The organism is Hyphomicrobium sp. (genome assembly GCF_051860585.1).
GTDB lineage: Bacteria > Pseudomonadota > Alphaproteobacteria > Rhizobiales > Hyphomicrobiaceae > Hyphomicrobium_C.
In genome coordinates, this window is record NZ_JBHYDS010000004.1 from 71,696 (window position 1) to 92,234 (window position 20,539).

At 64.4% G+C, this 20,539-nt stretch carries 18 protein-coding genes; 7 read left to right on the top strand and 11 right to left on the bottom strand.

Features of this window, described 5'->3' with window-relative positions:
• Positions 1 to 41: 41 nt before the first annotated feature.
• Positions 42 to 935 (top strand): hypothetical protein, encoded by an 894-nt coding sequence (locus ACTIFK_RS07940; protein WP_439542520.1) that lies wholly within the window; start codon positions 42 to 44, stop codon positions 933 to 935.
• 149 nt (positions 936 to 1,084) lie between these two features.
• Entirely contained in the window at positions 1,085 to 3,427 is a 2,343-nt protein-coding gene (locus ACTIFK_RS07945; protein ID WP_439542521.1) for a hypothetical protein, read from the top strand.
• A 234-nt stretch (positions 3,428 to 3,661) separates the two neighbouring features.
• Here ACTIFK_RS07945 and ACTIFK_RS07950 read toward each other — a convergent pair whose 3' ends face one another.
• The 5 genes from ACTIFK_RS07950 to ACTIFK_RS07970 all read right to left on the bottom strand — a co-directional run bounded on the left by ACTIFK_RS07950 (position 3,662) and on the right by ACTIFK_RS07970 (position 7,841).
• Positions 3,662 to 4,099 (bottom strand): low affinity iron permease family protein, encoded by a 438-nt coding sequence (locus tag ACTIFK_RS07950; RefSeq protein ID WP_439542522.1) that lies wholly within the window; start codon positions 4,097 to 4,099, stop codon positions 3,662 to 3,664.
• A 94-nt stretch (positions 4,100 to 4,193) separates the two neighbouring features.
• Entirely contained in the window at positions 4,194 to 5,792 is a 1,599-nt protein-coding gene (locus tag ACTIFK_RS07955) for an ArnT family glycosyltransferase (RefSeq protein WP_439542523.1), read from the bottom strand.
• Between the two features lie 4 nt (positions 5,793 to 5,796).
• The gene (locus tag ACTIFK_RS07960; protein ID WP_439542524.1) at positions 5,797 to 6,120 is read right to left on the bottom strand and encodes a lipid-A-disaccharide synthase N-terminal domain-containing protein; all 324 of its coding nucleotides are present in this window, start codon (positions 6,118 to 6,120) and stop codon (positions 5,797 to 5,799) included.
• Positions 6,117 to 6,842: a glycosyltransferase family 2 protein gene (locus ACTIFK_RS07965; protein WP_439542525.1), complete on the bottom strand. Its 726-nt coding sequence runs from the start codon at positions 6,840 to 6,842 to the stop codon at positions 6,117 to 6,119. Before ACTIFK_RS07965 ends, ACTIFK_RS07960 begins: the two co-directional genes overlap by 4 nt.
• Before the next feature lie 174 nt (positions 6,843 to 7,016).
• Entirely contained in the window at positions 7,017 to 7,841 is an 825-nt protein-coding gene (locus tag ACTIFK_RS07970) for a ribonuclease HII (protein WP_439542526.1), read from the bottom strand.
• A gap of 212 nt (positions 7,842 to 8,053) precedes the next feature.
• On the opposite strand from ACTIFK_RS07970, the gene ACTIFK_RS07975 reads away from it, so the two are divergent.
• Together ACTIFK_RS07975 and ACTIFK_RS07980 are read left to right on the top strand one after the other, a co-directional pair.
• A complete protein-coding gene (locus ACTIFK_RS07975; protein ID WP_439542527.1) occupies positions 8,054 to 8,317 on the top strand; it encodes a hypothetical protein in 264 nt (87 codons plus the stop codon).
• Between the two features lie 158 nt (positions 8,318 to 8,475).
• Entirely contained in the window at positions 8,476 to 8,739 is a 264-nt protein-coding gene (locus ACTIFK_RS07980; RefSeq protein ID WP_439542528.1) for a hypothetical protein, read from the top strand.
• A gap of 379 nt (positions 8,740 to 9,118) precedes the next feature.
• Here the strand turns inward: ACTIFK_RS07980 and ACTIFK_RS07985 are convergent, their stop codons facing one another.
• The 6 genes from ACTIFK_RS07985 to ACTIFK_RS08010 all read right to left on the bottom strand — a co-directional run bounded on the left by ACTIFK_RS07985 (position 9,119) and on the right by ACTIFK_RS08010 (position 17,162).
• A complete protein-coding gene (locus ACTIFK_RS07985; RefSeq protein ID WP_439542529.1) occupies positions 9,119 to 9,373 on the bottom strand; it encodes a hypothetical protein in 255 nt (84 codons plus the stop codon).
• A gap of 62 nt (positions 9,374 to 9,435) precedes the next feature.
• Entirely contained in the window at positions 9,436 to 11,325 is a 1,890-nt protein-coding gene (locus ACTIFK_RS07990) for a sulfatase-like hydrolase/transferase (protein WP_439542530.1), read from the bottom strand.
• Positions 11,326 to 11,449: 124 nt separating this feature from the next.
• Positions 11,450 to 12,511 carry a cation diffusion facilitator family transporter gene (locus ACTIFK_RS07995; protein WP_439542531.1) on the bottom strand — a complete coding sequence of 354 codons (1,062 nt, stop codon included), beginning with the start codon at positions 12,509 to 12,511 and terminating at the stop codon, positions 11,450 to 11,452.
• Between the two features lie 59 nt (positions 12,512 to 12,570).
• Positions 12,571 to 14,841: an NADP-dependent malic enzyme gene (locus tag ACTIFK_RS08000; RefSeq protein ID WP_439542532.1), complete on the bottom strand. Its 2,271-nt coding sequence runs from the start codon at positions 14,839 to 14,841 to the stop codon at positions 12,571 to 12,573.
• 135 nt (positions 14,842 to 14,976) lie between these two features.
• The gene (locus ACTIFK_RS08005) at positions 14,977 to 15,420 is read right to left on the bottom strand and encodes a hypothetical protein (protein WP_439542533.1); all 444 of its coding nucleotides are present in this window, start codon (positions 15,418 to 15,420) and stop codon (positions 14,977 to 14,979) included.
• 341 nt (positions 15,421 to 15,761) lie between these two features.
• Positions 15,762 to 17,162: a pilus assembly protein TadG-related protein gene (locus ACTIFK_RS08010; protein ID WP_439542534.1), complete on the bottom strand. Its 1,401-nt coding sequence runs from the start codon at positions 17,160 to 17,162 to the stop codon at positions 15,762 to 15,764.
• 275 nt (positions 17,163 to 17,437) lie between these two features.
• Here ACTIFK_RS08010 and ACTIFK_RS08015 point away from each other — a divergent pair, with 275 nt between their 5' ends.
• The 3 genes from ACTIFK_RS08015 to ACTIFK_RS08025 all read left to right on the top strand — a co-directional run bounded on the left by ACTIFK_RS08015 (position 17,438) and on the right by ACTIFK_RS08025 (position 20,537).
• A complete protein-coding gene (locus ACTIFK_RS08015; protein WP_439542535.1) occupies positions 17,438 to 18,388 on the top strand; it encodes a LysR family transcriptional regulator in 951 nt (316 codons plus the stop codon).
• Positions 18,389 to 18,486: 98 nt separating this feature from the next.
• Positions 18,487 to 18,960, top strand: coding sequence for a formate dehydrogenase subunit gamma (locus tag ACTIFK_RS08020; protein WP_439542536.1), 474 nt, complete (start codon positions 18,487 to 18,489; stop codon positions 18,958 to 18,960).
• Positions 18,957 to 20,537, top strand: coding sequence for a formate dehydrogenase beta subunit (locus tag ACTIFK_RS08025; protein WP_439542537.1), 1,581 nt, complete (start codon positions 18,957 to 18,959; stop codon positions 20,535 to 20,537). The genes ACTIFK_RS08020 and ACTIFK_RS08025 overlap by 4 nt, the downstream gene beginning before the upstream one ends.
• Positions 20,538 to 20,539 lie beyond the last annotated feature (2 nt).

Below are 20,539 nucleotides of genomic sequence, written 5' to 3' on the forward strand. Positions count from 1 at the left end.
TTGGGCAGAACGGCCGCGATACGAAAAGCTTGGGGACTGCCGTGGCACATGAGATAATCGGGAGGCGCTCGGCGAGATATCCCACGAGCCAGATCGTACAGGCTCTTTCGATCGCGGCCCTGTCCGGCGGCTTGTTCTGGCTGGTCTGGATCTATGGCACCGCGCTTCGCGATCCGCGCTACTTCGACGGCTGGGTGCTGGCCGGCGGCATGGCCGTGCAGATCTATTTCCACATAGCAACCAAGACGGCGCGGCTCTCGCCAAAATCCGCGATGCGCTGGCGGAAAACCCACATTTTCTTCGGGTTTCTGCTGATCGCCGTCTTCATCTCGCATTCGGATTTCTCGTTTCCGGATACCGGCTTCGAATGGGCGCTGTGGACGGGCTTCGTGCTGGTAACGCTCAGCGGCATATTCGGCACCTATCTCGCCTGGTCGCTCAAGACGAAGCGCCTGATCGACGAGGGCGTCACCTTTGATCGTATTCCGGTCCTTCGCGCCGAGCTGGCGCGCGCTGTCCACGCCGCCGTCACCGAAGCCGGACCTACCGCCGCGCAGATTGCCTTGCCAGGATTACCGGCCCTGCCGGGTCTGCCGCATGACGCCTGGATCACGGATCTCTACAACAACCACCTGCGTGATTTCTTCGATGGCCCGCGCAATGTCACCGCCCACCTCATCGGTTCGCAGCGCCCTCTCAAGCGGCTGACCGACGAAATCGACAGCCTGTCCCGCTACGTCGGCCAGGAGAACCAGGAGAAGCTCGCCGCGATCAGGACCGTTACGATTGAAAAGGATCGCCTCGATTTCGCGCGTGTCTATCTCGCGCTCACCAGGGGTTGGCTTTTCGTGCACGTGCCCGTCACCTATGCGTTGATCGTGCTGGCGGTGATGCATGTGCTGGTCGTCTACGCCTTTTCCTCGGGGTCCTGGTGATGTGGCGATCGGTGTGGCCCAGATCCGCTCGTCCCGATGGCCAGAGCGCCACCGGCTCACGGCGGGACCGTGCGGCCGTTCTATTGGCGCTTGTAACCATCGCGTTTCTAGGTGCGGGCCTCTTTCTTACGAAGGGCATGGAGGTCCTGATGCCGGGCCCGCTGACGAGCGCTCACGGCGCCATCGAAAAATGCAGCGCCTGCCATACCAAGAGCGGCAGCGGCAAATTGAGCTGGGTTCACGGGCTCGTCGCCGGCGATCCGGCAGCCGACAGCAAGGCCTGCCTCACCTGCCACAAAATGCCCGACACGGCCTTCAACGCACATGGCGCGTCGGCCGAAGCGCTCAAGCAGAGCACCGCGCGGCTGACGAAAGTCGCCGCGCAAACGCCTGCGCCGCGTTCGGCCCGGGCGCAGGACATTGCCTTCCCGGCCCACGATGTCGCCGCCGGTGGTCTGGCTTGCGCGACCTGCCACCAGGAGCATCAGGGCGTAAATTTCAATCTGAGCAAGATCTCCAACGAGCAATGCCGCTCCTGCCATATGGTGAAGTTCGACAGCTTCGACAGCGATCATCCGAAATTCGAGACCTACCCGTTCAAGCGGCGCACGCGGATCGTTTACGATCACGCCGGCCATTTCGGAAAGCATTATCCGGAAGTGGCGAAGAAGGATCCGGCAAGGAAAATTCCCGAAACCTGCTCGACCTGCCACAACAGCCGCGAGAATAAGAGGGTCATGGCCGTCGCGCCGTTCGAGCAGACCTGCGCGGGCTGCCATCTCAACCAGATCATTGGTACGGAGCGGGCCAGCGGTCCGAAGGGCGTTGCGTTCCTGTCCGTGCCTGGCCTCGATGTGCCGACGCTGAAACAGAAGAAGGCCGCGATCGGCGAATGGCCGGAAGCGTCAGAGGCCGAGCTCACACCCTTCATGAAGGCGATGATCGGCAAGGATGACCGGGGCCGTGAACTGATCAAGATCGTGGACGGCCTCAACCTGCAGGATCTGAGCACTGCGAGCGACGTTCAGATCAAGGCGGTGACGGCGCTGGTCTGGAAAACCAAGCGGCTGTTCCATGCCCTGATCAAGGGAAAAGCGTCCGACGTTCTGGGCAACCTCAATATCGGCGGCGGGGCGAAGCTGAGTGCGAACCTCGTGGCCGACCTGACCGCAAGCATTCCGCGCGATGTGGTCGTCAGCGCGCAACAGCAATGGCTGCCAAATCTCGCGGCCGAAATGGCCAGTCGTCCGGAAGAGAGCGCCGAGAAGGACGGCTGGAGCACGGTGACGACTGAAACGAAACTGGCCGGGATAGCTTCACCAGAAGAGTTGTTTGGTGCGCACCCAAGCGGGTCCCACCGAAGACCCAGCCGAGACGACACGCGCGTCGCCGAAGACAGCAGCGAGGCGATCCCAGGACGCAGGTTGTTGCCGAGCGGCACACCGCGCTCGATCGACGCCGCTCGCAACAAAGATACCGACGAAGATGAGCCGCCTGAAAAGAAGACCGGAAAGCCGGATGCAGGCGATGCCAAGCCGGATCGCAAGAATGAAGCGATAGCCCCGCCTGACGATGCGGCGAAAGCAAGCGGCCCCGCAAAAGGCAAGGCGGAGGGCGGTCAGGATGCGGCCACGGCCGGCGGACAGCCTGCAAGCGATCCTGCGGATCAAAGTGACGATCTTCTCTTCCCCACGCCGGATGAGCTCCGCGGGATTCCCTCAGGAACGAAGAGCGCCGACACGGCATCGCAGCCTGCAGGAGGGTCCGGCAGCAAGGACGCAACAAATCCAAAATCCGGTGGAGGCCCCGCTGCAGCCGCCAAGGCTGATGGGAATGATCCTGACGCCACTAAGGCGAACACTGGCGCGGCAACGGCCGAGCCGCGGAAGGAGGCTGCTGCCGTGATCAGCATCGATAGCGATATAGATCCGGAGAGCTGGGCCGAGTACGGCGGTTGGTATCGGCAGGACTACGCGATCTACTACCGGCCCACGGGCCACAAGGACAAATTCATCTTCTCGTGGCTCTTTCTAACGGGACCCCAAGCGCCCAAAGAGGGGCCGAAAGGCGACAAGAGCCCGGCGGCGGCGGTCTTCGATGCTCTCACGGGCAAGGACGCTCAGGGAGCCTGCACGAAATGCCACAGCGTTGACGATCTTCAGGGCAAGGGGCGCATCGTCAACTTCTCGCCAGCGTCGTTGGAGAGCAAGAAGGGACGCTTTACGAATTTCATTCACGAGCCGCACTTCGCCGTCACCGGGGATCGCGGGTGCCTGGCCTGCCATAGCCTCGAAAAGGGCCGCCCGTATCTGAAGAGCTACGAGCAAGGCAATCCGCAGATGTTCGCGTCCGATTTCGGCGCCGTGAAAAAAGATGTCTGCCAGACCTGTCACGCAAGCGGCAAGTCGCGCCAGGACTGCGTGCTGTGCCACAGCTACCATGTCAACGGCGTGGCTTCCCCGATGATGACGACGAAACTCCCGGCTCAATAGCGTTGATGCCGGTGATCGCCCTCGGCAGTGGCCCTTCGGGTCGACGCGTCCCAGCGGCCATCGCAGTCCACATCCTCGCCTAGCCGTTTCGTCGCACGTTTGATCGCGATCAAAGTCCGGCCATCCGATCGGAAAAATGATTGGTGGCCGGACCGCTCGCATCGAAGCCGCTCGCATCGAACATGTCCGGCCAGGCGCGGGATCAGTGCGCGAAGTGTGCGCGCGGGATCGAGTTCAGTCCGCGTCTGCTTTAGGCGGCTGAAGCCGGCGCTTTTTGAACTCCTCCTGAAGCTCCTGCAACTCCTCGTCGGTGCAGTGCTCCAGGTCGATCAGGCGATTTCGCGCGGCCTGTGTCGAGCTGATGAGCTCGTCCAATTTGAGCTGCAACGCGCGCCCGTCTTTGTTCTGCGTATGCTGGATCAAAAAGACGGCGAGAAACGTCAGCACGGTCGTGAGCGTGTTGATGACGAGCTGCCAGGTGTCGGAGTAGTTGAAAATGGGACCTGAGACGGCCCACACGATGCATCCGGCAGTCGCGATCACGAAGGCGCTGGCTGACCCCATCGCGTCGGCCGCCCATCCGGCCATCCGGGAAAACGCGTGGTTTATCGCGCGAGACCAGCCTGAGGCGGGCTGTGACGTCGAAGCGGACGATGAAGTTTCGGCCACCATATGGCACCGCGCGTTGGGAAGGATGATGCGGAATGGAAACTTCGGCTGCCTCGGAAATGTTCCGCCGGGAGCCGCCGGGAGCGCCGCGCACGCCTCACCCCCGAGAGCCGGTGACGAGGGTCATCACTTCCTTCATCCGGTAGCTTCTGCTGTAGATAATCGGGTTCTGCAGTGGAGCGGACGTCCGGCTGCCAAGCCGCGAAGGCACAATCGCGATGCCGGACGGGTTTGCCGCCAGCCAGCCGCTCAGATCCTCCAGGGGCACATGCTCGACCGGTTGCGTCAGGCGCGCCAGGAATCCAAACTCGCCGCGTGATTTTTGCGTCATGGCGATTGGCCCATTGCGCCTCTGGGAGAGGGCGTCGGCGACGGGCTGGAGATCGAAAAGGTTTGTCACCGTGTCGCGGCTTTGTACGGCAACGCCGAGCACGAAGACGAGGTTGGCGATGGCGACGCCGATGAGCGCGCGGCGCGCCGTGCCCGCGAACGCCCAGAGCGCGCCGAGCGCGAGCAGGCCCATTGCGATCAAGAGCGGCAAGCTTTGCGCCGGCAGAGCGGACCTCGCGACAGAATTGCTCGGCAGCAGGCGCGCGCCATCCAGCGCGAGGACGATCACGCCAACGACGAGCGCGCCCGCGAACAGCAACACGGGGAGCATGTCACGGACACGCCCCTGGACAGTCCTCAAGCCGAGCGAGATGAGCAAGGCCATCGCGGGTACGATCGGCAGCAGGTAATGAAGCTGCTTGCCGCTGATGGCGCTCAAGCCCAAAAGCGCCGGGACGATCCAGCAGAGCAGGAAGGTGCGAGCTTCGTTGGGGCCAGTGAGGATTTTGCGTACGCCGGTCCAAGCGGGACGCCACGCCAGCAGCGGCGCGAGGAACAAGAGCACGATCGGTCCGTAGAACCAGAACGGACGCGCGTGCGCGAACGACGACGCGATGCGCCCGGCGGACTGTTTCCAGAACAGCATCTCCGCATAGTCGGGCCCGCCCAGGTAGGCGGCGCGGAGGGCCCAGGCGAGCCCGATGGCGGCGGCGAGGGCGAGGGACGCTCCGATACGCGTATGCCATCCGCGCCTTTGTGCGCCATCGATCCACGACGAGCCGAGCAGCGCCGCCGGCAGCGTGAAGAGTAGGACGATCGGCCCTTTCGCGAGCAGGCCGAGACCGGTGCAAATCCCGTAGCCGAGGAACGCCCGCCGTCGGCCATGCCGGCCGGCCTGCCAGAGGGCCAACTGCGCGCCGACCACCGTTGCCGTGAGCAGCATGTCGAACATGATCGAGAAGCCGAGGATGATGAACACCGGCAGGCCGGCGAGCATGAGCGCGCTCGCGGCAGGACCCCGGGAGGGATCCGGCGCAAGCCGGCGGTCGAGCAGATGGGTCAGCAGCAGGGTCGCGCCCATGGCGGCCGCGCCGACGAGGCGCGCGGGCCAAACCGCAAGGCCGAACAGCGACCAGCTTGCATTGATGAGCCAGAACAGCAGCGGCGGCTTGTGCGAGTAGGGTTCGAAGTTGAGCGTGGGCAGGGCCCAGCTGCCGGAGGATCGCATTTCCCAGGCGACCGTCAGGTAGCGCGTCTCGTCGACCGGCAACGCGGGCCATGTCGTCAAGACGGCGACGAGCAGCCCCGTCAGCACGACGAGCGCGATGAGCCCGGCGTGCTCGATCGTCTGGTCTTTGACGTTCAAGCGATCAACCCGCGGCCTGCGCGGCGGCGTCCTGCACGCCAGCGTCCGGGCGCGCGGCATTGCTGACGAAATAGAGATTGCGGCCGTAGATCAGCAGGCCCGTGGCTTGCCCGATGATGAAGATCGGGTCGGCGCGCCACATCGCGTAGCTCAGAAGTACGACGCCTCCCGCCAGGCTGAAGTACCAGAAGGCCGTCGGCACGACGGATTGCCGCTGCCGCTCGGATGCAAGCCATTGCACGAAGAAGCGGGCCGAAAACAGCGCCTGCCCGAGTAAGCCGATGCAAAGCCAAATCGTTTCCGAAGAGGCGAAGGAATGAGCGTTCATTGCACAGTCTCCAGCTCGACATTGGCAATCTGGCGTTTCAGCAGCCAGCGCACACCGACGAGGTCATAGATGCCCACCCACAGGCGATCCCAGAAGCCGTACTTGGATGTGCCCGCCTTTCGCGGCCGGTGTCCCACATCGACCAGCACCACGGCGACACCTGATGCCTTCATCATGGTGGGAATGAAGCGATGGATGTGATCGAAGAACGGCAGGTCGAGAAAGTCCTGGCGGCGGAACAACTTCAGGCTGCAGCCGGTGTCGCGCACATTGTCGTCGAGCAGGCTGGCACGGATGCGATTGGCGATGCGCGAGGAGACGCGCTTCACGAGCGTATCCTGCCGCCGCATCCGCTGCCCGGCGACGATCATGCGCGAGGTCCGATGCTGGCGGGCGGCGTAGCTGGAAATCAGCGTGGCAATGTCGGCCGGATCGTTCTGCCCATCGGCGTCGAGCGTTACGATCAAATCCTGGGAAGCCGCGCGGATGCCGGTCAGCAGCGCTCGGCTCTGGCCCTGACGGCGGCCGTGGCGGATGATGCGCAACGACGGATCGTCGCCCCATGCAGCGATGGCGTTGGCGGCCGTTGAATCCGAGCTGCCGTCGTCGACGAGAACGACCTCGCGCACCGGAAGGCCCTTGATCGTCTCGCGGATCTCGCGAAGCAAAGGTCCGATGCTGTCTTCCTCGTTGAACGCGGGAAGAACGATTGCGGCGTACATGAATGGTTTCCCCTCGGTCCCCGTCGCCCGAGTGGCACCATCCGGCGCGAAGCTGAAAGCAACCTGACAAACGGGAAAAATGGCGCGAATTTCACCCCGGACAGGGCGCCCGTCGGCCTTATTCTCGCAACGATTGCATGAACGTAGCCTGTCAGGGATGCGCCGGGGCTGTCCTCAGCCTTCGCTCGGCTGCTGGTCCGGCCATGGCGGCAGCGGCGGCAGACCGAGCGCCTCCCGGACTGGCGCGAAGGACCGGCGGTGGGCCGCGCAGGCGCCGAACGTCCGCAAGGCCGTAACGTGCGCCCGGACCGGATAACCCTTGTGTTGCGCAAATCCATAGTCCGGATGTTGCCTGTCGAGATCCCGCATCACGGCATCCCGGGCCGTCTTGGCGAGGATCGATGCCGCCGCGATGGTGAGGCTCTTGCTGTCGCCCTTGACGATGGGCTGCTGGGGAAGGGGCAGGTCCTTGATGCGGCGCGCGTCGGTCAGAACGTGGCCGGGCGTGCACGAGAGCCCCTCCACGGCGCGGCGCATGGCGAGCAGCCCGGCCCAGTAGATATTGATGGTATCGATTTCCGCGACCTCGGCGAAACCGACGGACCAGGCAACGGCCTGCGTCTTGATCTCGGCCGCCAGCCGGTCGCGCATCTCCGCGCTGAGCTTTTTGGAATCGTCCACGCCCGCGATTTTAGTCCCCGGCGCGAAGATGACCGCTGCGGCCGCGACCGGTCCGGCAAGCGGGCTCATGCCCGCCTCGTCCACGCCCGCGACATGCACCACGCCTTTCGACCAGAGGTCGCGTTCGTACCTCAGCATGTGCCGCAAGCGCTGGCCCTCGGCGCGATTGAGCGCGCGACGGCGATCGATGGCTGCCAGCAGCTGCCTCGCGCTGGGCCTGTCATCGGCGCGGAGGGCCGCCTCCGTCACGGCATCGACGGGGCGCCCATCGCGGACATGCCGGCGCATCAGATCCTGCAATGAAAGTCTCTGCGTCATGCGGCTCTCATCCAGCCGGACCGCGGCAACACGATGTCGGGTCGCCAAAGGCGTGCCAGCAATCGATCATGTTCCCTATGAAGGTGTTCTCAACGAAGTGTGTTCCCAGCGACGCGACGATACCGCAGCGCGGCATTGCATGCGGTATTGGAACCTCGGAGCCGGTTCATTCCTTGAATCCGGGAGACGTCACGAAAACAGAGAGGACGGCCATGGGCGACCTCATTCGACTTGAAGATCTGAACAAGGCCAAAACGCAGGAAGAGCGTGTGCGCATGGTGGAAGGCTTGCGAGACCTTCTGGCGCGCGCCGAAGCAGGAGAACTTCACGCAGTCTCGTATGTCGTCATTCCGGCGGATCGCGAATGCCTGTCGGTCGGCGTGCTCAAGACGTCCGAATGCGGCATGCACGAGGTCGTCGGCGCCACGACGATCCTGAGCGATTATCTGCGCCAGGCGGTCTTGGACATGAGTTGACACGGAGTTCGCCGACGGTCCTGTTTACCCTGGAAATCCTGTTGTTTCCCGCGGATACGCGCAGCGCTTAGCCCTGTTTCCGGTGGCAACTGATATTTTGGGGAACTGACCTCATCCCTAGCCGTTTCTACTCCAAGGAAGCCGACAAGGAGGACAAAATGGCCTATCCGGATACCAACCAGGATCGCCGTGACCGCGTTGACCCTTATCGCGATCCGAATGCTATCGACACGCGCTCAAGCTTCAGCTGGCCCATGGTTCTCGGCATCGCCGTAGCCGCTCTTCTGGTCCTGTCGCTGCTGGGCTCGTTTAGCAACACCACAAACGTCACCAACGCGCCCGCCGACCGGCCCGCCATTCAAACGCCGTCGGACGCGCCGACCAAGGCGCCGACCCCGACCCCCGCGCCACCAACCCCGTAACGAGCGCGCAAAACGAGAAAGGCTGGCTCTATGCCAGCCTTTTTTTTGATCATGACCCTCTGGTTGGACATGGCCAACGAATAGGCCGAAAGAAAAAGCCGGCGAGCCTGCCAAAAGGCCTGCTCGTCGGCTCGCTCCCTTTCAGGAGCATGGCAGCGTTATTCACGCTGTCATGCAACGACAATCCACCTCCGGATGAATGGTTCCGCAAAAAGTTGCGGTCCTTCCATTCTTTTGGCCGAGGGCGAGCGGTCCGGCCCAAACCAACGGAGCGCCGAACCGGTTTCCCAGTTCGGCGCTCCTGATTAAAAGGGCGATGCAGCGCCCCTCGGAGCCATAAACACGCACTACGGTTCTGAGGTTCCGGCGAACCGCGGAATTACTTGGAATTGCTGTTTTGTTGCGGCTGAGGCGCACTGTCTTCGGCGGCAGTCTCACCGCGACCCTCGGCGGCAGCTTCTCCACGCACGGCTTTCAACGCAGCTTTCATATGCCCGCGTGCTTTTTCGAGGTTGTCATTGGCATCCGCGCGGCGCAACAGCACCGCATTCTGCAGCGACTTGCGAAGCTCGTTTTCGAGCTGCCAAAGCGATTTGAGCGCCGGGGGCATGTTTTTGAGGAAATCGTTGGCCATCACTCTCACTTTCGAAGCAAGAGAGTAACGATTTCAATCCCAATGGGTTCCACCCGCCGGAGCTATCCCGCGCGGCAGCCGGTCTCTCCGGGCACGGGCCCGCTCTGCGGAACGAGCCGTTTGCGGGTGCACTGCTCGACGAGCAGCACGCGCAGTTCGCTCTCGCGTTCCTGCCACTCGGCCTTCCCGGCGAGGTTCTCGAGCTCCATCGGATCTGTCGTGACGTTGTACATTTCGTACTCGCTCGGCGCCGGCTGCGTCTTCACGCGCTCCTCGTAGATCCTCCGCGAGCGCCCTTCAGCGTCCTCCTCCCGGCCCTTCGGCATCGCGACCACATCGCGAACGCCGTCCGCCCCCGGCGTGCCGGGCGCACTCCAGTAGCGGGGATGGTCGAAGTAGCGCGAGTACTTCCAGATCTCGCCCTTGATGGCCGCGATGACCGTCTCCACGTGGTTCGGCTGCGCCACGGAATCGTAGGCGATGCCGATGAAGTTCTTCTGGTCGAGGCCGCGGCTCGGATCGTCGTCCGTCATGAAGTAGATCGGCTCGGCGAGCTTCTCGGCCGGCACCTCGCCGCGGATGAGCGGCGCAAGATCCCGTCCGACCAGCGGCAGGGCATCGGTGAAGCCGGGCGCGATCGTCTTGCGGACGGTGTCGTGATTGATGCCGGCAAGCCCGAGCAGCGTCGGCACGATGTCGATATGGCTCGTCGGAATGGGAACGGTGCGCGCCTCGCTTTTGCCGGGCAGCGTAACCACCAGCGGCACGCGCACGGCTTCCTCGTAGGCCATGTACCATTTCTGGTGGAGACCGCCGTGCGCGCCCAAAAGGTCGCCGTGGTCGGACGTGAAGACGACGATCGTGTCGTCGAGGAACCGTGTGGCTTCGAGGGCCGACAGCACGTTGCCGATGTGGCGGTCCACGTCCGCATGCAGGCGATAGTAGAGGCGATAGTAGAGGCGGTAGTAGTCGTTGCTCGCGAAGCTCGGCTGCATGAATTTACCGTAGGCGTCGCGATAGGACCGCTGGCACGACGGCTTGTCGTCGAGTTTTTCGAGACGCGTCCGGCCGAACAGGCCCCTGTCGAATGGCTCGGCCGGCACCGTGTCGGGAATGCTGAAGTCGTACGCCGCGCGGAACTGCTCGGCCAGATTGGAGAAGAAGCCCCACAGCGCGATGTCGTGCGGGTTCGTGAAGGAGGCCATCAGGAACCAGGGACGATCGTCCTCGGCCTCGTGCAGCGTCTTGAGCTGGGAGGCGACCTGCTCTGCAATCGCCGGATCGCGGCCCTGCTTGCCCGCGGGCGCGGACGATCCGGACCGGAGCGGGTCCGACCCATGCGGCTCCGGCCCGACCCAGCCCGAGAAGCCGAATTTGTCGAGTGGATCGGCCTTGAGGTAGATGTCCTCCTTCAAGGGATCGGCGAAGCCGTTGGCATCGTAGCTGGTCACGACCTGGCTCGTGCCGGGGACCAGGAGATCCGCCTCGTGCGCATGCCACTTGCCCTTCCAGAACGTCCGGTAGCCACCGGCGCGAAGGTAGTGACCGAGCGTCGGCACCGAACCCGGCCGCAGCCAGTGCATGTCGGGGTCGTGCGCGGCTTTCGCCGCCCCATCGGTGTTGGCGGCTCCATGCAGCGACGGGTAGTGCCCGGTGTAGAGCGAAGTCCGGCTCGGCACGCAGGCGACGGACGCTACATAGTGGCGTTCGAACGACACGCCGCGTTTGGCGAGCGCTCCCTGAGCGGAAAGGTGCGTGGCGCGAAACTCTGTCAGGGCGGCGCTCTCATACACGGTCGGAAAGCGCTGCTCGTCGACGAGCAGAAACAGAATGTTCGGTTTTCGCGCCGGCGGGGGCGCCTTTGTTTCGCCTGACGCGGCGGAAGAGGGGTCGAGACCTGCAGCCGTCGCCGCCCCGGCAAGACCGAGCTTGAGCGCGGTCCTCCGTGTCAACCTCCCATCTTCCGACATGGACCTGTCCCTGAACGCCGTACTGCCCTCGGTGCGGCTCCGGGCGAGTATTGCGGGGGGAAACAAGCGAGTGCAATAGGGAAGGCTGCGTAGGGACGGACAGCCTTTACAGAGAGTGTCCGGGCGGCCCCACGCGGGTGGATGCGTGGTCTGCGCAGTCCTCGAACTCGATCTCGACGGTCGCGTGGTCGAGACCATATTCGGCTTTGAGCCGTTCCTTGACCGAACGCACCGTTGCCGGTGCGGGCGTCCCCTCCGCGATCCGGACATGCAGCGTCACGACCGGCCGTTCCTGGCTTAGCGACCAGACATGCACGTGATGCACATTCAGCACGCCGGGCACCGAACGCATGAGATCCGCCGCGACGGCCTTTGCGTCGACGCCCTCGGGTGTCCCTTCGAGCAGGATATGGCCACTGTCCCGCACCAGGCGCCAGGCTGAGACGAGGATGAGCAGAGAGACGACCACCGACAGCACCGGATCCACGACGGTCCAGCCCGTGGACAGGATCACCAGCGCGGCCACGATGGCGCCGACCGATCCCAGCAGATCGCCGAGCACGTGCAGCACCGCCGCCCGGATGTTCAGATTGTGCTGATCGCCGCCATGCAGCATCCAGAGCACGGCGCAGTTGACGGCGAGTCCGGCCGCGGCAATCCAGAGCATCATGCCGCCGAGCACCGGCGCGGGCGTCGCGATGCGGTCCACCGCTTCGAGCACGATCCAGCCCGCCACGAGAAACAGAAGCAGCCCGTTCGAATAGGCGACGAGGATGCCGAACCGGTCGTAGCCGTACGTGCGCTTCCAATCCGCCGGCCGTCGCGAGAGCCGCAGGCCGAGCCACGCCAGCGCCAGCCCGGCGCAATCGGTCAGCATATGTCCCGCGTCCGCGATCAGCGCCAACGAACCGGACACCAGTCCGCCCGCGAACTCCGCCGCCATGAAGCAGCCGGTGATCAGCGCGGCCAGTCCCAGACGCCGCTCGCTGAGGCCGGCGGTGTGATCATGGCGGCCATGCCCCCCACGCCCATGGGCGGCGTGCCCGTGCTCGTCGTGCCAGTGCTCGTCGTGCCCGTGCTCGTCGTGCCCGTGCTCGTCGTGGACGTGCGCAGTCTCACCGGCTTTCGGATGGGATTGCGATTGCGAGTGTTCGGGTGGTCGATCCACGCGGCGGTCTCCTCGACCGGGATACTGCGACGGAGCGGCGGCCTAAGGCAATGGGAGCCTCAACCGCCGAGGTCGTAGGCAGCGAGGGCGGCCAGGTTCAAGAGATCCTCGTCCTTGGCGCCGAGCGCGGAGATCTGAACGCTCTTCTCGAGACCCACGAGCAGGGGGCCGATGATCGTCGCGCCGCCGAGCACGCCGAGCATCTTGGTCGAGATCGAGGCCGCATGGAAAGCCGGCATGACGAGCACGTTCGCCGGGCCCGAGAGGCGGCAAAATGGATAGAGCTTCATGAGATCGGGTGAAAGCGCCACGTCGGCCGCCAGGTCGCCGTCGAACTCGAAATCGACATCGCCTTGCTCGAGCAACCGGACGGCCTCCCGCACCTGCGCCGTGCGCTCGCTGTGCGGCTGTCCGAACGTGGAGTAGGCGAGCAGCGCGACGCGCGGCTCGATCCCGAACTTGCGCGCCGCGTTCGCCGCTTCGGTTGCGATATTCGCGAGCTCTTCGGCGGTCGGCATGTCGTGCACGTTGGTGTCCGCGACCAGGACGCCACGCCCGCGGCTGAGCGCCAGGCTCACGCCGATCACATGCCGTCCGGGCTTCGCGTCGATGACACGGCGGACGTCTTCGAAGGCACTCGTCCAATTGCGCGTGACGCCGGCCACCATGCCTTGCGCGAGTCCGAGCGCCACCATCAGCGAGGCGAAGACGTAGCGCTCGTTCTTCACCATCCACAGGCAGTCGCGCCGCAGATAGCCGCGCCGCTGCAGCCGTGCATAAAGGTGGTCCGCGAACTCCTCCGCGAGGGGCGAGCGGCGGGGATCGACGATCTCGAATTCCGCACGCATCCGGATGCCGGCCTCGTGGAAGCCACGCCGGATCGCATCTTCAGAGCCGATCAGGATCGGAATGCCGAACCCTTGCGTAAAGTAGGCATTGGCCGCGCGGATGACGGCCAGCTCTTCGCCGTCGGCGAACACGACGCGCTTCGGCGCGGCGCGCACGGCCTCGAAAATCGACTGCAGCCAGTCGGAGACGGGATCGAGGCGGCCTTTGAGCCGCGACACGTAGCCATCCATGTCGACGATCGGCCGCCGCGCGACGCCGGACTCCATCGCCGCCTGCGCGACCGCGGGCGGGATACGGCTGATGAGGCGCGGATCGAATGGCGCGGGGATGATGTAGTCCGGACCGAACGTGAGACGCCGCCCGAGGAAGGCCGTCGTGACGGCATCCGGCACGTCCTCGCGCGCCAGCGCCGCCAGCGCCTGGGCGGCCGCGATCTTCATGGCGTCGTTGATGGTGCGCGCCTGCACGTCCAGCGCGCCACGGAAAATGAACGGGAACCCGAGGACGTTGTTGACCTGGTTCGGATAGTCGGAGCGCCCGGTCGCGACGATGGCGTCGTCGCGCACCGCCTGCACCTCCTCGGGCGTAATTTCGGGATCGGGGTTCGCCATGGCGAAGATGATCGGCTTGGGCGCCATCGACGCCACCATCTCAGCCGTCACCGCGCCCTTGGCCGAAAGCCCGAAGAACGCGTCCGCCCCGGCGAGCGCCTGCGCGAGGGTGCGCGCCTTTGTCTTTGAAGCGAAGCCGGACTTCCACTGGTTCATCCCGGCCTTGCGGCCCTCGTAGATGACGCCTTTGGTGTCGCACAGAACCACGTTCTGCCGGGGCATGCCAAGCGCGCACAAAAGCTCGATGCAGGCGAGGCCGGCCGCGCCGGCGCCGTTCACGACCAGGCTGAAATTGGCGATGTCGCGGCCCGTGAGTTCGAGCGCGTTGATGAGGCCGGCCGCCGCGATGATCGCCGTGCCGTGCTGGTCGTCGTGGAAGACCGGAATATCGAGCAGCTCTTTCAGCCGCTCTTCGATGATGAAGCAGTCCGGAGCCTTGATGTCCTCGAGGTTGATGCCGCCGAAAGTCGGGCCGAGATAGCGGACGCAATTGATGAACTGCTCCACGTCCTCCGTGTCGACGAGCAGATCCATCGCGTCGATATCGGCGAAGCGCTTGAACAGCGCTCCTTTGCCTTCCATCACCGGCTTCGAGGCGAGCGCACCGAGGTTCCCGAGCCCGAGGATCGCCGTGCCGTTCGAGACGACGGCGACCAGGTTTCCCTTGTTGGTGTAGTCGTAGACGAGGGCTGGGTTTTCCGCGATCGCCTCCACCGGCACGGCCACGCCCGGCGAATAGGCGAGCGCAAGATCGCGCTGGGTGAGCAGCGGTTTGGTCGGCGTGATTTCGAGTTTTCCAGGCTTCCCCTGACTATGGAATTGCAACGCCTCTTGGGCGGTGATGCGCGTGCGCTGGGACTTGTTGGTCATTACGGCCGAGGGATTGGATGGGAGCGCCGGGAGGCGGTCAGGCGCAGAGCCTACGAGCCGATACCGGGTCCTACAACCGCTCATTCTTGCGACTTTCGGCGGGCCTGAAGCGCGCGGTCCGGCGAAAGTCGAGCGCTAGTCCACGATCTCGACCGAGAACGTGCGCTGGGTCACCGAGCCGCCGAGTTCGGCCTCGACCGCGAAGCTGTCCTGACCCGTCTGGCCGGGCCGCGCCGTGTAGTAAATGCCGGTCCCCGTGACGCGCTGGCCGATGCACGTGCCGGTCGCACTGGTGTTCACCGTCGTCTCCTGGCCGGGCTCGAACGACACGTCGCCTTTCTGGGGCGGCTGCGTCAGGGTCAGGTTGGGCGTGGCAAGGCTTTCACACTTTTCCCCGAAACCCGCCATGACGAACACGCGCGATCGGCGGCCGGCAACGACCGGATCGCGGCGCACGCCGTCGCCGGCCGATCCAGGCGCGTTTGCGGCGGCATTGGACCCCGGATCGGACGAGGAGCACCCCGCGAGCATCAATGCTCCGGCGAGACCCGCCGCAAGCCAAGCAACCGTCTTCGTCACGAAGTGAATTCCCCCAAGGCTATGCAACCATAGCGTCTACAAGCTGCGGCGGCTCCCGGATACGGCCTCAGGGCGGGTATTCTGGCACGTTCGACGCCGCAAGGCACCCGGCGCCGCCGACCTGTGGAGAAGGCGCTGCATTGAGGCTGAAAATAAGACGTGCGCCGGATCGGGGGGATCCGGCGCACGCGGAGGCTCGTCGAGCGCGTGGCGTTTAGAGTGCTTCCGGAAAAGTGGGTCCCCGGTCATGGCGAAGCCATGCTGGCGACAGTGCCGGATAAGAAGCACGACAAAGTAAAAGGCTAGAGCCTTTCCGCGGTTCAATCAAAACCGGAACGACTCTAGTGCGAGAGGTAGATCGGTGTGATCTTCTTGGCGATGTCGCGGAACGCTTGCTTGAGCTCGGTTCCGTTGGCGGCCGTGTAATTCGTCGAACTGCTGCTCGCGCAGTTGCTCAGCGTGGCGATGGCGGTGGCATTGCCGCCGAGTGCGAAGCCGACCGTATAGACCGTAATGCCCTTAGCCTTCATGCCGGCGCAGAGCGCCTTCGCCTGATCAGGCGAGGACCCGTTGGCGGCGGCGCCCGCGCCGGCCGAGCCAGTGCCGATGCCCTTGGCATCGAACTGAAGGTTATATTCGCCGTCCGTCATCAGGATCGCGATCTTCTGGGTCTTGTCGCTGTAAGTGGCGGCTGCGCCTGCCGTCGGCCACAGCGTGTTCCAGTTCGGCGACAGCACGTACCAGGCCCAAGCCGTGCCGATCTGACCGGCGGTCGAGCCGGAGATGTCGAGCTTGTCGATACGGCCCTTGAGGAACTCCTTGTCGGCGCTCAGCGGCACGACTTCTTCGTCGGTCGAAAGCACGCAGGAATTGCTGGTTTTGTAGAGCGTCATGACGAAGTTGCCGGTGCCGGGGGCGACGTCGGTGTACTTGTTCGCGCCCGTCCGCTCGACGACGCAATCGGTCCGGCGGTAGGTGGCGGTATAGGTGTTCCTGCCCGACGTGTAGTTGACCGAAAGCGGGTCCACAGGCGAGCCGCGCGCCTTTGTATTCGCGGTCGAGGGCAGTCGCACGCCTTCCGAGAACGGCACGAGCGCGACACGCACCTTGCGGGCATAGACGCCCTCGGTGATGACGATGTTCACGAGGTCCTTGGCCGCAGCCCGAAGGTCGACGATCTTGGAGCCGGCCATGGAGCCGGTCACGTCGAGCATCATGGCGATCTCGACGTCGATCTTGCCGTTCCCGTTGCCGGTCGTGCCGCCGCCGCCCGTTAGCTCGGCCTTGGAATAGCTCGCCTCGGACTTGTCGAGCAGCGGGAGTTTCGGGATCCGGGCAAAATTCAGGAAAACGGTTTCGATGTAGGCGTTGCCGACTGCGACGAACGCCGTGTTGTTGTTGACCGACGTAAACGAAACCGTGTCGTCGGTGACGGGGGAACGGTTCTGGGTGTTTTCCAGGTAGTAGCGCTGGGCGGTTGCCTGGGCGAGGGTGAGCGCCGACGCCGGGTTATCGGCCGCCTGCATCACGCTGCCGCCGGCGAGCACGGCCGCATCCATCGCCTGGATCGTCTGGTAGCGCGCTTGGGCCCAACGGCCGATATCGACCGCCGCGCCCACGAACAGGCACAGCGTGACAATGAGGAGCGAGAACATAATGGTGACGCCGCCCTCGGCGTCCCGGGAAAACCTGCGGAGGCCAGCTCGAAACGGCTGCTTCCAGTACGCCTTACGCGAAAACATGAACGAGCTCCTTGAAATAGGAGCATAACCATCGTCCGCCAACATCTTAGAAGAAGTTAATTCCGCCGTTCGCTGGACGTTAGAGGAATATCTTGTTTCTGACTCAGTTAACCCCCGACAAATGCAGTCCGCGCAATTTGATGCTCACCCGGGAAATGCTCCGTCGTTCATCGCTGGATGGCTTTACAACTAGCCGGACTCACGTACGGCGATGCAGCGGGATGCGGCTAGCCGCGGGGTGAGGTATAAGGGGCTGTGTCACCCCAGTTGCTCCCATGATCGATAAGCTCGAACTCCTCCTGGCCCTTGCGCGCGAACGGCATTTCGGGCGGGCGGCGGAAGCCATGGGCGTGACCCAGCCGACCCTGTCCTCCGCGCTCAAGAGCGTCGAGGATCAATTCGGCATTCTGATCGTCGAACGGGGTTCGAGGTTTCGCTGCTTCACCCCGGAAGGCGAGCGCATCCTCGACTGGGCGCGGCGCATCGTCGGCGACGCCCGCGCCATGCGCCAGGAGATCGAAGCCCTCAAGAAGGGCCTGTCAGGCCATTTGAAGCTTGCGGTGATCCCGACGTCGCTGCCGTTCCTGACCGAGCTGACCGTCCCGATTTGCGCCCGCTACCCGGACATTCGCCTCACCGTGCTGTCGATGACGTCCGACTCGATCCTCGCCCGGCTTGAGAACCTCGAGGTCGATATCGGCATCTCCTATGTCGACACCGAGCCCCCGCCGCGGTTCGAAACCGTGCGCATGTACGACGAGCACTATGTGCTGCTGGTTGCGCCCGAGAGCCCGCTGGCCGAGCGCGACCAGGTGACGTGGGCCGAGGCCGGCGAACTGCCGCTCTGCCTCCTGACGCCGGACATGCAGAACCGCCGCCTCATCGACCGGCACTTGGCGGAGGCCGGCGTGAAGCAAAGCCCGACCCTCGAGAGCAACTCGATGCTTGTTCTCTATGCGCACGTCCAGTCCGGCGCGTGGTCGAGCATCCTGCCGTCGCGCCTCGCCGAGACACTGGACCGGCCGAGCCGACTGCGGTCGATTCCGCTGATCAAGCCCACGGTGACCCACAAGATCGGGCTTGTCGTGACGAAGCGGGAACCCCACTCGCCGCTGGTGGCGGCCTTTATTGCGCATGCAAGACGCGTCGCGGGGCTGATTCAGCCTCAGTTCGCCCGCCCGCCCGCATCCCGGGCTTTAGCGAGCAAAATCAAGAACGAGATTTGATAGAAAATTTCTATCGTCGTACGAAATATGGCTATTGATCTTTTGACCGCCTGCGGCGATCTAGATGAGAATAACTATAAAATTGCTGGAGGACTGCCATGAGCCGTTACGAGCCATGGAGCGAGGAGCGGACGCTCGAAATCGTTGCGGAGCACGCGACGCTGGAAGGACCTCTTATGGTCATCCTGCATGCCCTCCAGCACGCCTTCGGCCATGTGCCGAAAGAGGCAATTCCTGTGCTGGCACGGGAGCTTAACCTCTCGCGCGCCGAAGTGCACGGCGTCGTCACGTTCTATCATGATTTCCGCCCCGAGCTGCCCGGCAAGCACGTCCTGAAGTTGTGCCGCGCCGAGGCTTGCCAGTCCATGGGCTGTGAAAGCCTCGTGGAACGCGCCGAATCGAAGCTGGGCGTCGCCTGCGGTAACACCAGCGCCGACGGCCGCGTGACCCTTGAAGCGGTCTACTGCCTCGGCCTCTGCGCCACCGCCCCCTCGGCCATGATCGACGGCCGCGTTGTCGGCCGTTTGGACGCGGGCCGCCTCGACGCACTCATCAAAGAGACCCAGGCATGACCCTGCGCATTTACATTCCGCGCGATGCCGCGGCCGTCTCCGTCGGCGCCGACGAGGTCGCCGCGCTCATTTCGGCCGCCGCCCGCAAATCCGGCGCCGAAGCCGAGGTCGTGCGCAACGGTTCGCGCGGCATGCTCTGGCTCGAGCCCTTGGTTGAGATCGAGCGCGACGGCGTCCGTTACGGCTACGGCCCGGTCACCCCGGCCGACGTTCCGGCTCTGATCAAGGCTGGCCTCCTGGAAGGCAAGCCCGTCGCCGGCATCAAGAGCCCGCTGGCGATCGGCGTTGTCGACGACCATCCTTATATGAAGCGCCAGACGCGCCTCACGTTCGCGCGCTGCGGCATCACCGATCCGGTTTCGCTCACCGATTACCGCGCCCACGACGGCTACAAGGGCCTGGAACGCGCGCTCGGCATGAAGCCGATTGAAATTGTCGATGAAGTCGCCAAGTCCGGCCTGCGCGGCCGCGGTGGCGCGGGCTTCCCCACCGGCATCAAGTGGAAGACGGTCCACGACACCCCGATGGGCCAGCAGAAATATATCGTCTGCAACGCCGACGAGGGCGACAGCGGCACGTTTGCCGACCGCATGATCATGGAGGGCGATCCCTTCCTGCTCGTCGAGGGCATGACGATCGCGGGCATCGCGGTCGGCGCCACCCGGGGCTACATCTATCTCCGCTCCGAATACCCGCACGCCCAGAAGGCGTTGAACGCGGCCATCGCCGCCGCTCGCGCGGCCGGCTACCTGGGCCCGAACGTCTCCGGATCGGGCCACGCGTTCGAGCTCGAAGTCCGCATGGGAGCGGGCGCTTACGTGTGCGGCGAGGAAACCTCGCTGCTCGAAAGCCTGGAAGGGCGCCGCGGTCTTGTCCGCGCCAAGCCCCCGCTGCCGGCCCACAAAGGCCTCTTCGGCCAGCCGACCGTCATCAACAACGTCCTCTCGCTCTGCGCCGTGCCCTACATCCTCTCGGAAGGCGCCAAGGCCTACGCCGATTACGGCATGGGCCGCTCGCGCGGCACGATGCCCATCCAACTCGCCGGCAATCTGAAGTTTGGCGGCCTGTTCGAAACGGCGTTCGGCATTACGCTTGGCGAACTCGTGGATGCCGTTGGCGGCGGAACGCTCTCGGGCCGCCCGGTGAAAGCCGTTCAGGTCGGCGGCCCGCTCGGCGCGTACTTCCCGCGCAAGCTGTTCGACACGCCGTTCGATTACGAAGCCTTCGCCGCCCGCGACGGCCTCATCGGCCACGCCGGCGTCGTGGTATTCGATGACACGGCTCAGATGGCCAAAATGGCCCGATTTGCCTTCGATTTCTGCTCGATCGAGAGTTGCGGCAAGTGCACGCCCTGCCGCATCGGCGCGACGCGCGGCCGTGAGACCATGGACAAGGTCATGGCCGGTGAAAACACTGTTAAGAACCTCGCCGTGATCGAGGACCTTTGCAACACGATGAAGTTCGGCTCGCTTTGCGCTTTGGGCGGCTTCACCCCATATCCTGTTATGAGCGCGTTGACGCATTTCCCTGAAGATTTCGGCCGGCCTGCAAAGAAGCTGGCCGAGGCAGCGGAGTAGGA

Bases quoted from the DNA above. Each gene is read 5' to 3' on its own strand.
- ACTIFK_RS07945 (WP_439542521.1), top strand. From the start codon at position 1,085: ATGCCGGGCCCGCTGACGAGCGCTCACGGCGCCATCGAAAAATGCAGC.
- ACTIFK_RS07950 (WP_439542522.1), bottom strand. From the start codon at position 4,099: ATGGTGGCCGAAACTTCATCGTCCGCTTCGACGTCACAGCCCGCCTCA.
- ACTIFK_RS07960 (WP_439542524.1), bottom strand. From the start codon at position 6,120: ATGAACGCTCATTCCTTCGCCTCTTCGGAAACGATTTGGCTTTGCATC.
- ACTIFK_RS07965 (WP_439542525.1), bottom strand. From the start codon at position 6,842: ATGTACGCCGCAATCGTTCTTCCCGCGTTCAACGAGGAAGACAGCATC.
- ACTIFK_RS07970 (WP_439542526.1), bottom strand. From the start codon at position 7,841: ATGACGCAGAGACTTTCATTGCAGGATCTGATGCGCCGGCATGTCCGC.
- ACTIFK_RS07975 (WP_439542527.1), top strand. From the start codon at position 8,054: ATGGGCGACCTCATTCGACTTGAAGATCTGAACAAGGCCAAAACGCAG.
- ACTIFK_RS07980 (WP_439542528.1), top strand. From the start codon at position 8,476: ATGGCCTATCCGGATACCAACCAGGATCGCCGTGACCGCGTTGACCCT.
- ACTIFK_RS07985 (WP_439542529.1), bottom strand. From the start codon at position 9,373: ATGGCCAACGATTTCCTCAAAAACATGCCCCCGGCGCTCAAATCGCTT.
- ACTIFK_RS08000 (WP_439542532.1), bottom strand. From the start codon at position 14,841: ATGACCAACAAGTCCCAGCGCACGCGCATCACCGCCCAAGAGGCGTTG.
- ACTIFK_RS08010 (WP_439542534.1), bottom strand. From the start codon at position 17,162: ATGTTTTCGCGTAAGGCGTACTGGAAGCAGCCGTTTCGAGCTGGCCTC.
- ACTIFK_RS08015 (WP_439542535.1), top strand. From the start codon at position 17,438: ATGATCGATAAGCTCGAACTCCTCCTGGCCCTTGCGCGCGAACGGCAT.
- ACTIFK_RS08020 (WP_439542536.1), top strand. From the start codon at position 18,487: ATGAGCCGTTACGAGCCATGGAGCGAGGAGCGGACGCTCGAAATCGTT.
- ACTIFK_RS08025 (WP_439542537.1), top strand. From the start codon at position 18,957: ATGACCCTGCGCATTTACATTCCGCGCGATGCCGCGGCCGTCTCCGTC.